This is a genomic window from Sphaerotilus sp. FB-3, from assembly GCF_023706025.1.
Lineage (GTDB): Bacteria > Pseudomonadota > Gammaproteobacteria > Burkholderiales > Burkholderiaceae_C > Sphaerotilus > Sphaerotilus sulfidivorans.
The window spans coordinates 242,304-257,661 of the sequence record NZ_BQWE01000016.1; the positions used below are offsets into that span (position 1 = coordinate 242,304).

Consider the following 15,358-nt stretch of genomic DNA (forward strand, 5'->3'; position numbering starts at 1 on the left):
TCAGGGCCCGCAGTGGCTGCTGGTGTCGCTGGCCTGACGGATCAGCGTCTGCGCCAGCAGCTGCTCGGCGCTCGACAGGGCGCCCGAGCCGTCCGCGGGGGCTGGTGCGGGCGCGCAGGCCGGCGCCGGTGCGCTGGTGCAGCCGCTCCCGGTGCTGCCGCTGCTGCTGCTGCTGTTGCTCCACTGCGCCAGCAGGTCGAGCGTCGAGGACAGCAGGTCGCCGCAGTGCAGCGAGCCGGTGCCTGACGAGGTGCCGCTTGCGCTGGTGCCACCGGTGCTGCTGCTGTCGCACGGATCGGCCAGCGACCAGTTCAGGATGCTGCCGGTCAGGCAGCCCGAGGCGTCGGGGATCAGGCTGCTCGCGGCGGGCGCGCACTGCACGTCGCAGCGCCCGTTGCCGTCGACATCGATGCCCAGCGTCAGCGAGCCGCTGCGGCTGTCGCCGTCGGCATCCGTCAGCACGAAGCCGATCTTTTCCTGGTAGTCGCGTGAAGCGCCGGCGGGCGGCTGGTAGCTGTAGCGGCCGGTCTCCATGTTGAAGGTGAACTCGCCGCCGCTGGCGGTGCGCACCGTCACGGTGTCGGAGGCGCTGGTGGACGGATCCCAGCGGTGCTGCACGCCGTCGACGACCAGCGCGCTCAGGTGGCCGCCGTCGGCACCGGCGGCCCGGTCGATGCCGCCGGCCACCAGCTCGCCCTGGATCGGATCGGCCACCGTCTGCGCCAGCGCCGCGTCGAGCTGGTCGAAGCGGGTGACCAGCAGCGGCGCGATCGTGTCCTGGCCCTCGCCGTCATGCGCGATCGGCGCCAGCGCCGCGGCCGGCACATCCTTGCCCAGGCCGATCGCGTAGGAGCGAATGTCGTTCGCCTCGACGAAGCGCTCCCAGACTTTCTGCTCCGCCGCATCGATGCCGACATCGCCGCTGGGCACGTTCGGGCGGCCGTCGGAGAAGAAGTAGGCGATGTTGTCGCCGCCTGCCAGCCGACCGGGATCGTCGAAGGCGTCGCGGGCGCTGTCGAGCGCGGCGTCGTAGTTGGTGTTGCCGCCCGCCTTCAGGCCCGCCAGCGTCGTGCGCGCCTGCGAGACCGTCATCCAGCTGGCCCCGCGCTCGCTGGCCTCGCTGGAGAAGGTCACCAGGCGCACCATCACGTCGCCCCGGTCGGCGTAGCTGTCGATCAGCTTCTCGATCGAGGCGATCGCGCTCTGCAGTCGGGTCTGGCCGCCGATGCCGTCGCGGGTGCTCATCGAGCCGGACACATCCAGCGTGATCAGCAGATTGGTCTGCACCGGGCTGAGATCGGCGCAGCGCACCACGCACAGCGGCACGGGCGAGTCGTCGCGCACCGTCACGTCGATGCTGGCGCTGCTGCTGCTCTGGCCATCGCTGACCTGCACGCCCAGCGACAGCGTCAGCGCATCCTCCTGGCCGCGCACCGGATGGTCCAGCGGCGCATGCAGCGTCACGCTGTAGCGGCCCTCGGCGTCGATGGTGGCCGAGATCACCGCCTGGCCGGCGGCACTGCCGACCAGCGGCCGTGCCGCGCTGCCGTCGCCGCTCCAGCTCAGCGCCACGCCGCCGCTCGACAGCAGTGCGGTCGGCGCGCTCAGCGTGAAGCTCAAGGCGCTGCTGTCGACATCGCTGAACTGCAGCCGGCCGCCGGCCTGGGTGGCGGTGGTTTCGCCGCTTTCCGGCCGGCCCTGGGCCAGACCTTCCTCGCTGAGGGTGAGCGTGGTGCCGCGCAGCGTCGGGGCGTCGTTGACCGGCGTGATCGACAGCGTGAGCGTCGAGACGCTCACCTGCCCCCGGCCGTCGCTGACGGTGCAGCTGGCCACCGGCACCGCGCCGGCGTAGTCCTGGGCCGGAGTGAACAGGAACCGTCCGTCGCTGCCGACCGTCAGCGTGCCCACGCCGGCGATCGTCGCGCTGCTGCCGGCCGTGAAGCTCTGGTCGTTCCAGGTGAAGTGGGTGACGGCGAGCGGGTCGCCGTCGGGGTCGCGGTCGTTGGCGAGCAGGTTGCCGCTGACGGCGGTGTCCTCCCGGGTGGTGGCCTGATCGGCCTGCAGCACCGGTGCGTTGTTGGCGTCGGCGATCACGGTGGTGACCGAGAAGGCGCCCGGGTCGCCGCGCAGCACCTCGAAGCCGCCGCCGGAAATGCTGCCCAGCGTGACGACGATGCTCTCGCTGCCCTCGGCGCGCCCGTCGGCGAGGGTGGGCAGGTCGAAGCTGGCGCTGCGGCTGCCGGCCGGGATCGTCACCGACAGGACCGGCGCATAGTCGCTGCCGGCGCTGGCGCTGCCGCCGTAGTTCAGCCGGATCACCACATCGGTGACCGCCGGCTGCGACAGGGTCACGGTGTAGCCGGCTGCGGTGCCGCCCTCGGCGACCGTGCCGGGACCGGTGATCGACACCAGGCAGGTGTCCTCGGCACCGGGCGTGCCCGGGCCGTGCGGGCCGGCATCGTCCTGCAGCGTCGTCGTCACGCTGCGCTCGAGCGGATGGGCGACGATGGCCTCGAAACCGCCGCCGTCGATGTCTCCGACCGAGACAGTGATGGTTTCCGAGCCCTCGGCCAGCGCGTCGTCGATCGTGCTCAGATCAAATTGGACCGAACTCTGCCCGGCCGGAATCGTGACCGAAGTGACGGCGGTGTAGTCCGAGCCGTCGGTGGCGGTGCCGGAGTAGGTGAGCTTGACGGTGACGTCGGTGGCGGCCGGCTGGCTCAGGCTGACGGTGTAGCCGCTGGCGGTCTGTCCCTCGACGACCGTGCCCGGGCCTGCGATCGAGACCAGACAGGTGTCCTCGGCGCCCGGCATGCCCGGACCGTGCGGACCGGCGTCATCGCGAAGCTGCGTGGTGACCGAGGCCCGGGCTGGATCGCCCGCAATCGCCTCGAAGCCGCCGCCCGAGATCGTGCCGAGCGTGACGGTGATGGTTTCCGAGCCCTCGGCCAGTGCGTCGTCGAGCGTCTGCAGGTCGAAGCGGGCTGCGGACTGGCCGGCCGGGATCGTCACGCTGGTCACGCGAATGAAGTCGGCGCCGTCGGTCGCGGTGCCGGTGTAGACCAGGCGCACCGTCACGTCGGTCTGGGCGGGCTGGCTGAGGCTGACGGTATAGCCGCTGGCGGTCTGGCCTTCGATCACCTCGCCGGGACCGCTGAGGGACACCAGGCAGGTGTCCTCGGCGCCGGGCGTGCTGCCGCCGGGGCCGGTGTCATCGGTGATCGTCGTCGTGACCGCGCTGCGGGCCGGATCGATGGCCGTCGCCTCGAAACCCGGGGCTTCCACCCGGGCCAGGCTGACAGTGAACTGCTCCGCGCCTTCGGCCAGCGCGTCGTCCAGCGTCGAGATCGAGAACGATGCCTGCGACTGCCCCGCCGCAACCGTGATCGAGGCCACCCGCACAAAATCGCTGCCGTCCGTCGCCGTGCCGGCATAGCTCAGCGTGACGACGACATCCTTGACCACCGGCTGGCTCAGCGTGACGACATAGCCTGACGCCACCTCGCCTTCGACGACCGAGCCGGGACCGGTGATCGAGACCAGACAGGTGTCCTCGCCGCCCGGCGTGCCACCGCCCGGACCCCCGACATCATCGGTAACGAGGGTGGTGACCGAGCCCTTGGCCGGATCCGCCGCAATCGCCTCGAAGCCGCCGCCGGTGATCTCGCCGACCGAGACGGTGATCGTTTCCGAGCCCTCGGCCAGCGCGTCGTCGATCGTCGTCAGGTCGAAGTCGACCGAGCTCTGACCCGCAGGGATCGTGACTGAGGTGACGGCGGTGTAGTCCGAGCCGTCGGTGGCGGTGCCGGAGTAGGTGAGCTTGACGGTGACGTCGGTGGCGGCAGGCTGGCTCAGCGAGACGGTGAACTTTGCGGTCTCGCCCTCGGTGATCGCGCCGGAAGCCGGGCCGGTGATCGACACCAGGCAGGTGTCCTCGCCGCCCGGCGTGCCGCCGCCCGGGCCTCCGACATCATCGGTAACGAGGGTGGTGACCGAGCCTTTGGCCGGATCCGCCGCGATGGCCTCGAAGCCGCCGCCGGTGATTTCGCCGACCGAGACGGTGATCGTTTCCGAGCCTTCGGCCAGCGCATCGTCGATCGTGCTCAGGTCGAAGGTCGTGCTGGTCTGACCCGCAGGAATGGTGACCGAAGTGACCGCGGTGTAGTCCGAGCCATCGGTAGCGGTGCCGGAGTAGGTGAGCTTGACGGTGACGTCGGTGGCGGCCGGCTGGCTGAGGCTGACGGTGTAGCCGGTCGCGGTCTGACCTTCGACGACGGACGCAGGCCCCGCGATCGAGACCAGACAGGTGTCCTCCGCGCCCGGCGTGCCGCCGCCCGGGCCGCCGACATCATCGGTAACGAGGGTAGTGACCGAGCCCTTGTCCGGATCCGCCGCAATCGCCTCGAAGCCACCGCCGGTGATCTCGCCGACCGAGATGGTGATGGTTTCCGAGCCCTCGGCCAGCGCATCGTCGATCGTGCTCAGGTCGAAGTCGACCGAACTCTGTCCGGCCGGGATGGTGACCGAAGTGACCGCGGTGTAGTCCGAACCGTCGGTGGCAGTGCCGGAATAGGTGAGCTTGATGGTGACGTCAGTGGCGGCCGGCTGGCTCAGCGAGACGGTGAACTTGGCGGTCTCGCCCTCGGTGACCGAGCCGGAGGCCGGGCCGGTGATGGAGACCAGGCAGGTGTCCTCCGCGCCCGGCGTGCCACCGCCCGGGCCGCCGACATCATCGGTAACGAGGGTGGTGACCGAGCCCTTGTCCGGATCCGCCGCAATCGCCTCGAAGCCACCGCCGGTGATCTCGCCGACCGAGATGGTGATGGTTTCCGAGCCCTCGGCCAGCGCATCGTCGATCGTGCTCAGATCAAATTCGACCGAACTCTGTCCGGCCGGAATCGTGACCGAGGTGACGGCGGTGTAGTCCGAGCCGTCGGTGGCGGTGCCGGAGTAGGTGAGCTTGATGGTGACGTCAGTCGCGGCCGGCTGGCTCAGCGAGACGGTGAACTTGGCGGTCTCGCCCTCGGTGACCGAACCGGAAGCCGGGCCGGTGATCGAGACCAGACAGGTGTCCTCCGCGCCCGGCGTGCCGCCGCCCGGACCTCCGACATCATCGGTAACGAGGGTGGTGACAGAGCCCTTGGCCGGATCCGCCGCGATGGCCTCGAAGCCGCCGCCGGTGATTTCGCCGACCGAGACGGTGATCGTTTCCGAGCCTTCGGCCAGCGCGTCGTCGATCGTGCTCAGGTCGAAGGTCGTGCTGGTCTGACCCGCAGGAATGGTGACCGAGGTGACCGCGGTGTAGTCCGAGCCATCGGTAGCGGTGCCGGAGTAGGTGAGCTTGATGGTGACGTCGGTGGCGGCCGGCTGGCTCAGCGAGACGGTGAACTTGGCGGTCTCGCCCTCAGTGACCGAGCCGGAAGCCGGGCCGGTGATGGAGACCAGGCAGGTGTCCTCGCTGCCCGGCGTGCTGCCGCCCGGGCCACCGACATCATCGGTAACGAGGGTGGTGACCGAACCCTTGGCCGGATCCGCCGCAATCGCCTCGAAGCCACCGCCGGTGATCTCGCCCACCGAGATGGTGATGGTTTCCGAGCCCTCGGCCAGCGCATCGTCGATCGTGCTCAGGTCGAAGTCGACCGAACTCTGTCCGGCCGGAATGGTGAGCGAGGTGACGGCGGTGTAGTCCGAACCGTCCGTGGCGGTACCGGAGTAGGTGAGCTTGATGGTGACGTCGGTGGAGGCCGGCTGGCTCAGGCTGACGGTGTAGCCGGTCGCGGTCTGACCTTCGACGACGGTACCGGGGCCAGTTATCGAGACCAAGCAGGTGTCCTCGCTGCCCGGCGTGCTGCCGCCCGGGCCACCGACATCATCGGTAACGAGGGTGGTGACCGAACCCTTGGCCGGATCTGCCGCGATGGCCTCGAAGCCACCACCGGTAATCTCGCCGACCGAGATGGTGATGGTTTCCGAGCCTTCGGCCAGTGCGTCGTCAATCGTGCTCAGGTCGAAGGTCGTGCTGGTCTGACCCGCAGGAATGGTGACCGAGGTGACCGCGGTGTAGTCCGAACCGTCCGTGGCGGTGCCGGAATAGGTGAGCTTGATGGTGACGTCAGTCGCGGCCGGCTGGCTCAGCGAGACGGTGAACTTGGCGGTCTCGCCCTCGGTGACCGAGCCGGAGGCCGGGCCGGTGATGGAGACCAGGCAGGTGTCCTCGGCGCCCGGCGTGCCACCGCCCGGGCCGCCGACATCATCGGTAACGAGGGTGGTGACCGAGCCTTTGGCCGGATCCGCCGCAATCGCCTCGAAGCCGCCGCCGGTGATCTCGCCGACCGAGACGGTGATGGTTTCCGAGCCTTCCGCCAGCGCATCGTCGATCGTGCTCAGGTCGAAGGTCGTGCGGGTCTGACCCGCAGGAATCGTGACCGAGGTGACGGCGGTGTAGTCCGAGCCGTCGGTGGCGGTGCCGGAGTAGGTGAGCTGGACGGTGACGTCAGTCGCGGCCGGCTGGCTCAGCGAGACGGTGAACCTGGCCGTCTCGCCTTCGGTGACCGAGCCGGAGGCAGGGCCAACCAAAGCGACGAACACCGTGCTGCTGGCCACGGGGTCGTCCGCCGGCATGCCCGTTTCGCTGTCGGGCTCGTCCGTTGCGCTGGCGGCGCTGATCTCGGTGTTCTCGATCTCGCCGAGGGTGCCGGGCTGTTCGTAGGCGAACTGGTATTCCTGCGGCGTGACCACCTCGATGATGCGGTCGACCACCACGCCGGGTTGCAGGCTGCCCTCGCTGCCGCCCAGGCCGGCGCCGGGCGCGATGTCGATCTCGCCGTTGTCCAGGCTGGCGATCAGCTGGTCGAGTCCGTCGCCCTTCGCGGGACGGGCATTGGTGGCCACGGCCGTGCCGCCGAGACTGATCTCGACGACGCCGTTCTGTGCCGTCAGCAGCACGTCGCCTTTCGTGACCACGTCGCCGAGCTGCAGCGTGCGGGCGCCGCCGTCGTCCTGGCGCATGACCGCATCGCCCCACAGCCCGACGACGATGCCGGCCGGCAGCCGGCTCGGCACGTAATGGATGTTCAGCTGCGGCATGTCGCGGACGGCGCTCGACGGGGCGGCGGAGCTGGACGGGGGCTGGGAGGCGGGCATGGGGAGCCTTTCGACGGTCGCGACATCACGGAGGCGCACGTGGAGTGCGCCTCGCCGATATCGGAGGCGTCAGACAGGCTCTTGAGTCGTCGTGCCGGCGCGCGAAAAGCCGGCCGGCAGGCGAGGCGGGCCGCGCTTCAGTCGGCCGGCACGAAGCGGTCGACCTCGTCGCTGATCAGGCCGTCGATGCCCAGCTCGATCAGCTCGCCGGCGCGGCCGGGGTCGTTGACGGTGTAGGCCAGCACGCGCAGGCCGTCGCGGTGCAGGCGTCCGATCAGCTCCGGCGTGATCGCCGATTGTTCGAGCACCATCGCACTGCAGCCCAGGCGTTCGGCGATGTCGATGCAGTCGGGCCACAGCGTCTCGACCAGCAGTGCGCGTGGCAGCTCCGGCGCGGCCTCGCGCGCTGCGGCCAGCGCCTCGGGTCGGAAGGAACTCAGCAGCGGCCACACGGCCTGTTCGTCATGGACCGCCTCGCCCCACAGGCGTCGCACCGCCTGCGCGACCAGCCGGCCGGTGCGCTCCTCGTCACCCGGCGCGGGCTTGAGCTCGATGTTCAGCGCATGGCCGTTGCGCAGGATGAAGGCGGCGATGCCGTCGAGGCTCGGCAGCGGCTCGCCGGCGAAGATGCGTCCGTGCCAGCCGCCGGCATCCAGCAGCGACAGCTCGGCCCAGTCCAGCTCGAGGGCGGCGCCGGCCGCGTCGGTGGTGCGCTCGAGCGTGTCGTCGTGCAGCAGGAAGGGCAGGCCGTCGGCGCTGAGGCGCACGTCGCACTCGAAGGCACGCCAGCCCAGGCTGGCGCCCAGGCGCATCGCGGCCAGCGTGTTCTCCGGGGCGTGCCGGCCCGCACCCCGGTGCGCGAACCACAGCGGATAGGGCCAGGGTCGGGCCGGCGTGGCGGGCTCGGCTTCGTCGTCGGGCGTCAGGTCGTGATGCAGGCTGCTCATCGTGCTCCCCTCGTGCGTGCCTACCTGTGGACGGGCGGATGCCCCCTCCAAGATTGCGCCGCGGCGATGTCGGGGTCAAGACAGCTTTTCGTGGCAGGCCGGCCACGGGGCCTGCGGACGGGAAAGGACGTGCCGCGGCGGGCAAAACAGCTGCTGCGGTAGGATTGCCGGTCCTGCGCGCGCCTCGCGCTGCTGCCTTCGCGGCCCCATGAACGCACCGCTCCCTCCCAATCCGCTGCTCCAGTCCGTCGGCCAGGACCTCGATCCTGCCCATGCCGAACCTCGCCTGCGCGAGATTCCGTACAACTACACCTCCTTCTCGGACCGGGAAATCATCATCCGCCTGCTGGGCCCGCGCGCCTGGGAGCTGGCCGACCAGCTGCGCGGCGAGCGTCGCACCGGCCGCTCCGCGCGCATGCTCTACGAGGTGCTGGGCGACATCTGGGTGGTGCAGCGCAACCCCTATCTCGAAGACGACCTGATCGACAACCCGAAGCGGCGCGAGAACCTCATCGAGGCCTTGCACCACCGCCTCGCCGAGGTCGAGAAGCGCCGCACGCCGGGCGTCGACCCAGGCCGCGACGCGCTGGTCGGCGAGCTGATGGCGATGGCGCGCGGCGCGGTCGAGCGTTTCGCCGAGCGTTTCCGCCAGGTGCACGACCTGCGCCAGCGCACGAAGAAGGTGCTGGGCCGCCACACCCGCGCCGACAACCTGAAGTTCGACGGCCTGAGCCGCGTGGCCCATGTCACCGACGCCACCGACTGGCGCGTCGAGTACCCCTTCGTCGTGCTGACGCCCGACACCGAGGCCGAGATGGCCGCGCTGGTGGCCGGCTGCGTCGAGCTGGGCCTGACCATCATCCCGCGCGGGGGCGGCACCGGCTACACCGGCGGCGCCGTGCCGCTGACCTGGAAGAGCGCGGTGATCAACACCGAGAAGCTCGAGCAGATGACCGAGGTCGAGTTCGTCGACCTGCCGGGCCTGTCGCACAAGGTGCCGACGATCTGGACCGGCGCCGGCGTGGTCACGCAGCGCGTGGCCGATGCGGCCGAGCGCGGCGGCCATGTCTTCGCGGTCGATCCGACCTCGGCCGAGGCCTCGTGCGTGGGCGGCAACATCGCGATGAACGCCGGCGGCAAGAAGGCGGTGCTGTGGGGCACGGCGCTGGACAACCTGGCCAGCTGGCGCATGGTCACGCCCGAGGCCAAGTGGCTGGAGGTCACCCGCCTGAACCACAACCTCGGCAAGATCCACGATGTCGAGGTCGCCAGCTTCGAGCTGAAGTACTTCGATGCCTCGGGCCGCACGCTCGAGCGCACCGAGCGGCTCGACATCCCGGGCCGCATCTTCCGCAAGGAAGGCCTGGGCAAGGATGTCACCGACAAGTTCCTCGCCGGCCTGCCCGGCATCCAGAAGGAAGGCTGCGACGGCCTGATCACCTCGGCGCGCTGGGTGGTGCACCGCATGCCGGCGCACACCCGCACCGTCTGCCTGGAGTTCTTCGGCAACCCGAAGGACTGCGTGCCCTCGATCGTCGAGATCAAGGACTTCATGTTCGGCGAGATGAAGAAGCCGGGCGGCGCGATCCTGGCCGGCCTCGAGCATCTCGACGACCGCTACCTGAAGGCGGTCGGCTACGCGACCAAGAGCAAGCGCGGCGGCACCCCGAAGATGGTGCTGATCGGCGACATCGTCGGCGACGACGAGGATGCGGTCGCGCGCGCCACCAGCGAGGTGGTGCGCCTGGCCAACGGTCGCTCGGGCGAGGGCTTCATCGCCATCTCGGCCGATGCGCGCAAGAAGTTCTGGCTCGACCGCAAGCGCACCGCCGCCATCTCGAAGCACACCAACGCGTTCAAGGTCAACGAGGACGTGGTGATTCCGCTCGAGCGCATGGGCGAGTACACGCTGGGCATCGAGCGCATCAACATCGAGCTGTCGCTGCGCAACAAGATCGCGCTGCTCGACCGGCTGGAGCAGTTCTTCCTGGCCGGCAACCTGCCGCTGGGCAAGACCGACGATGCCAGCGAGATCCCCAGCGCCGAGCTGCTGGGCGACCGGGTGCAGCGCGCACTGGCGCTGCTGCGCGAGCTGCGCGCGCAGTGGCAGCAGTGGCGGGACGGCCTCGATGTGGTGCAGCCCGACACCGGCCGCAGCTTCTTCGAGCAGATCCAGGACAACACGCTGCGCGCGTCGTGGAAGACGCAGATCCTGAAGGTCTTCCAGCAGCAGCTCTTCGCCGGCGCGGCCTTCGCGCCGCTGATCGAGGCCTGCAGGAAGATCCACAAGGAGGTGCTGCGCGGGCGCGTCTGGGTGGCGCTGCACATGCACGCCGGCGACGGCAACGTGCACACCAACATCCCGGTCAACTCCGACAACTACGAGATGCTGCAGACGGCGCATGAGGCGGTCGCACGCATCATGGTGCTGGCGCGCAGCCTCGACGGCGTGATCTCCGGCGAGCACGGCATCGGCATCACCAAGCTGGAGTTCCTGACCGACGCCGAGCTGGCCAACTTCGCCGCCTACAAGGCGAAGGTCGATCCGGAGGGCCGCTTCAACAAGGGCAAGCTGCTGCGCTCGCAGGACCGGGTCACCGACCTGGGCGCCGACACCCGCGCCGCCGACCTCAGCGAGGCCTACACGCCCAGCTTCGGCCTGATGACGCATGAGTCGCTGATCATGCAGCAGAGCGACATCGGCGACATCGCCGCGTCGGTCAAGGACTGCCTGCGCTGCGGCAAGTGCAAGCCGGTGTGCGCCACGCATGTGCCGCGCGCCAACCTGCTCTACAGCCCGCGCAACAAGATCCTGGGCACCTCGCTGCTGATCGAGGCCTTCCTGTACGAGGAGCAGACCCGCCGCGGCGTCAGCCTCAAGCACTGGGAGGAGTTCGAGGACGTCGCCGACCACTGCACCGTCTGCCACAAGTGCTTCACGCCGTGCCCGGTCAAGATCGACTTCGGCGACGTGACGATGAACATGCGCAACCTGCTGCGCAAGATGGGCAAGAAGAGCTTCCGGCCGGGCAACGCCGCCGCGATGCTGATGCTCAACGCCACGAACCCGGAAACCATCAAGATCGCCCGTTCGGCGATGGTGGGGGTCGGCATGAAGGCGCAGCGCCTGGCGCATGACGTGCTCAAGCTGGCCTCGAAGAAGCAGACCAGCGCGCCGCCGGCGACGGTGGGTGCCGCTCCGATCAAGGAGCAGATCATCCACTTCGTCAACAAGAAGATGCCCGGCGGCCTGCCGAAGAAGACCGCACGCGCGCTGCTCGACATCGAGGATCGCGACTACGTGCCGATCATCCGCGACCCGAAGGCGACCACCGCCGAGACCGAGGCGGTGTTCTACTTCCCCGGCTGCGGCTCCGAGCGGCTGTTCAGCCAGGTCGGCCTGGCCACGCAGGCGATGCTCTGGCATGCCGGCGTGCAGACGGTGCTGCCGCCGGGCTACCTGTGCTGCGGCTACCCGCAGCGCGGCTCCGGCCAGTTCGACAAGGCCGAGCAGATGATCACCGACAACCGGGTGCTGTTCCACCGGGTCGCCAACACGCTGAACTACCTCGACATCAAGACGGTGGTGGTCTCGTGCGGCACCTGCTACGACCAGTTGCAGGGCTACCAGTTCGACAAGATCTTCCCCGGCTGCCGCATCATCGACATCCACGAGTACCTGTTGGAAAAAGGCATCACGCTGCAGGGTAAAGGTAACTTCATGTACCACGATCCCTGCCACACGCCGATGAAGCTGCAGGATCCGATGAAGACGGTCAAGGCGCTGGTGGGCGACGGCGTGGTCAAGTCCGAGCGCTGCTGCGGCGAGTCGGGCACGCTGGGCGTGACCCGGCCCGACATCTCGACGCAGATCCGCTTCCGCAAGGAAGAGGAGATCCGCAAGGCGGAGTCGACGCTGCGTGCCCAGGGCACCCAGGGCGATCTGAAGATCCTGACCTCCTGCCCGAGCTGCCTGCAGGGCCTGTCGCGCTATGGCGACGATCTGCAGAACGGCCTGCTCGAGGCCGACTACATCGTCGTCGAGATGGCGCGCCAGATCCTGGGCGAGAACTGGATGCCGGACTATGTGGCGCGGGCCAACGCCGGCGGCATCGAGCGGGTGCTTGTCTGAGGCCTCGCTGATCCTTGTCATGGGACAAGGTGAGCGGCGTGGCTGCGCTGGCACGCCAGTGGGCCGGACAGGCCCGTCGTCGCGGATAATCGCCCGGATCCGCCGCCTTCTCCGCGGCTTCTTCCGGACGAATCCCCGATGACCCACCCGACCGCCGCCCCCCAGCCCACCGCCCTGACGCTTCACCAGCAGTCACGCGTGCTGGAGATCGGCTTCGATGACGGCCAGCTCTTCCGTCTGCCCTTCGAGCTGCTGCGCGTCTATTCGCCCTCTGCCGAGGTGCGTGGCCATGGCCCCGGCCAGGAGGTGCTGCAGACCGGCAAGCGCGAGGTCGGCATCGTCGACCTGCAGCTGGTCGGCCACTACGCCATCCAGCCGGTCTTCAGCGACGGCCATGACAGCGGTCTCTACACCTGGGAGATGCTGCACGATCTGGGCATGCGCCAGCAGGCGCTGTGGCAGGACTATCTCGATCGCCTGAACGCTGCTGGCGTCGACCGCGATGCACCGATGCAGAGCGGTGCGCCCACGGGCGGTGCCTGCGCCTCCCATGGCCACTGAGTTTCCGGTGCGTCCGGCCGGGCACGCAAGCTGCTCCATTTCCGCCCCGACATTTTCCTGCCCATGAGCGATACCCACTTCGGCTTCAAGACCGTCGACGAGCAGAACAAGGCACGCATGGTGCGCGGCGTGTTCGACTCGGTCGCGGCCCGCTACGACCTGATGAACGACCTGATGTCGGGTGGCATGCACCGGCTCTGGAAGGCCTACACCCTGGCGGTGTCGGGCGCCCGCGAAGGCCACCAGGTGCTCGACATCGCCGGAGGCACCGGCGACCTGAGCCGCGCCTTTGCGCGCAAGGTCGGCCGCAGCGGCTGCGTGGTGCACACCGACATCAACGAGGCGATGCTGAGCCGTGGCCGCGACCGCCTGGTCGATGAGGGCCTGTCCCTGCCGACGGTGCTGTGCGATGCCGAGAAGCTGCCCTTTCCCGAGGCGCGCTTCGACATCGTCTCGGTTGCCTTCGGCCTGCGCAACATGACGCACAAGGATGTGGCGCTGGCCGAGATGTGCCGCGTGCTCAAGCCGGGCGGCAAGCTGATGGTGCTGGAGTTCTCCAAGGTGGCCGCGCCGCTCGAGAAGGTCTATGACTGGTACTCCTTCAGCGTGCTGCCCAGGCTGGGCCAGATGGTGGCCGGCGACGCCGAGAGCTACCGCTATCTGGCCGAGTCGATCCGCATGCATCCCGGCCAGGCCGAGCTGAAGGCGATGATGAAGACCGCCGGCTTCGGCCATGTCGATGTGCACAACCTGACCGGCGGGGTGGTGGCCCTGCATGTCGGGCTGAAGTGCTGACCTCCGGCCGAGGGGGTGCCTGAAGTGCGCAAATCACATCTTTGCGTGACGACATGTATCGGGCAAGGCTTGCGGAATTACTTCTTTTGCCATATCGGGGCATTCCTGCAAACTGAAGACACATGCTGATTTGTACGCATCTGTTGACGCAGTTGGTACAAGTCTTCACTCTCACGTCAATACGTCACACAATCGTGCTCCAGTCTCCCCTGCTTGGGGGAATGAGGGTGCCCGTGCATCAGGCGCCAGGGAGTCAGGGTCGAAAATCAGGGGGTCAGCAATGATGGCCTCCAGTCCTGCGCAAGTGACGCGAGACGCATTGCCAGTGTTTTGCCAAGGGGGCTGTCAGAATGTTTCGAGTTTTCCAGCACCGATCGTCGGGAACGCACTTCGTCGAGCTGTTCGCTGACGGTCTGCTGTGCTTCATTGCCGCGCTGCTGTCGGCGGCCACGCTGGCCAGTCCGCTGCCCGGCGTCAGTCCGCTGACCCAGATCATCACGCCGACCATCCTGCTGGTCGCCTTTTCCTTTGCGCTGGTGATGGCGCTGCTCTATTCCTTCGTCGGACTCTATCGGCACCGCAATCTCGGTCTGGTTCCGATGGTCGTGCGCATCGGTTTTGCGTTTCTCGTCGGGGGTTACATCACTTACCTGACGCTGAAATACATCAGCTATGACGGTTATGCCGGCAGCCTGGTCGGATATTCGCTGGTGTACCTGCTGGTCGGCCTGATGCTCTACCGGGGCGTGGCGTGGGTGGTCCGCCAGGCCGTGGGCACCCGCCGCGTGCTGATCGTCGGCACCGGCCCGGATGCCCGTCAGGTGTGCACCGACCTGCGCGCCGGCGGCCAGTGGGCCGGCTATGACGTGGTCGGCTTCTACCCGACCACCGAACAGACCGACCGCGCCGCGCTGCGTGGTGCCGCCCATGTGTTCGACGCCCGCCAGAAGCTGGTCGATCTGGTGCGCGAGCACCGCATCAACGAGATCATCGTGGCGGTGCGCGAGCAGCGCGGCGGCGGCGTGCCGATGAACGATCTGCTCGAGTGCCGCATCGGCGGCGTGCCGATCATGGATCTGGCCTACTTCTACGAGCGCACCAAGGCCGAGGTGCCGGTCGACAGCCTGAAGGCTAGCTGGCTGGTCTATGGCGACGGCTTCGTCCAGGGCCATGCCCGCGAGCTGACCAAGCGCCTGTTCGACATCGTCAGCTCCTCGGTGCTGCTGATCCTGGGCGCGCCGGTCATGCTGATGACCGCGCTGATGATCAAGCTCGACAGTCCTGGCCCGATCCTCTACAGGCAGGAGCGTGTCGGCCTGGGCGGCAAGGGCTTCATGTGCATCAAATTCCGCAGCATGCGCACCGATGCCGAGAAGGATGGCGTCGCTCGCTGGGCCTCCAAGAACGACTCGCGCATCACCCGCGTCGGCGCCTTCATCCGTAAGACCCGCATCGACGAACTGCCGCAGCTCTTCAGCGTGCTGCGCGGCGAGATGAGCATGGTGGGCCCGCGTCCGGAGCGCCCGTCCTTCGTCGCCCAGCTGCGCGAGCAGATTCCCTACTACGACCTGCGCCACACGGTGAAGCCGGGCCTGACCGGCTGGGCCCAGGTCCGCTATGCCTACGGCGCCTCGCTCGAGGACGCCCGCAAGAAGCATCAGTTCGACCTGTACTACGTCAAGAACAACTCGCTGCTGCTGGATCTGCAGGTGCTGATCGAGACGGTGAGCGTGGTGCTGTTCCGCGAGGGGGCGCACTGAGCACATCGAGCATGTCGTGC

At 68.5% G+C, this 15,358-nt stretch carries 6 protein-coding genes; 4 read left to right on the forward strand and 2 right to left on the reverse strand.

All coding sequences use genetic code 11. The annotated features are described in order from the left end of the window. Both NFT33_RS09345 and ugpQ read right to left on the reverse strand, forming a co-directional pair. Complete coding sequence (locus NFT33_RS09345) at window positions 1-7,143, reverse strand: immunoglobulin-like domain-containing protein (RefSeq protein ID WP_251674816.1); 7,143 nt, start codon at window positions 7,141-7,143, stop codon at window positions 1-3. Window positions 7,144-7,280: 137 nt separating this feature from the next. Beyond that, a complete protein-coding gene (gene ugpQ, locus NFT33_RS09350; protein WP_149502494.1) occupies window positions 7,281-8,090 on the reverse strand; it encodes a glycerophosphodiester phosphodiesterase in 810 nt (269 codons plus the stop codon). 208 nt (window positions 8,091-8,298) lie between these two features. Between ugpQ and NFT33_RS09355 the strand changes: the two genes are divergently transcribed. From NFT33_RS09355 to NFT33_RS09370, 4 genes are all read left to right on the forward strand, one after another. After that, window positions 8,299-12,222, forward strand: coding sequence for a DUF3683 domain-containing protein (locus NFT33_RS09355; protein WP_251674818.1), 3,924 nt, complete (start codon window positions 8,299-8,301; stop codon window positions 12,220-12,222). Window positions 12,223-12,360: 138 nt separating this feature from the next. Beyond that, the gene (locus NFT33_RS09360; RefSeq protein ID WP_251674820.1) at window positions 12,361-12,783 is read left to right on the forward strand and encodes a gamma-butyrobetaine hydroxylase family protein; all 423 of its coding nucleotides are present in this window, start codon (window positions 12,361-12,363) and stop codon (window positions 12,781-12,783) included. A gap of 63 nt (window positions 12,784-12,846) precedes the next feature. Beyond that, window positions 12,847-13,578 carry a bifunctional demethylmenaquinone methyltransferase/2-methoxy-6-polyprenyl-1,4-benzoquinol methylase UbiE gene (gene ubiE / locus NFT33_RS09365; RefSeq protein WP_251674822.1) on the forward strand — a complete coding sequence of 244 codons (732 nt, stop codon included), beginning with the start codon at window positions 12,847-12,849 and terminating at the stop codon, window positions 13,576-13,578. A 350-nt stretch (window positions 13,579-13,928) separates the two neighbouring features. Beyond that, window positions 13,929-15,338: a TIGR03013 family XrtA/PEP-CTERM system glycosyltransferase gene (locus tag NFT33_RS09370; protein ID WP_220785976.1), complete on the forward strand. Its 1,410-nt coding sequence runs from the start codon at window positions 13,929-13,931 to the stop codon at window positions 15,336-15,338. Window positions 15,339-15,358 lie beyond the last annotated feature (20 nt).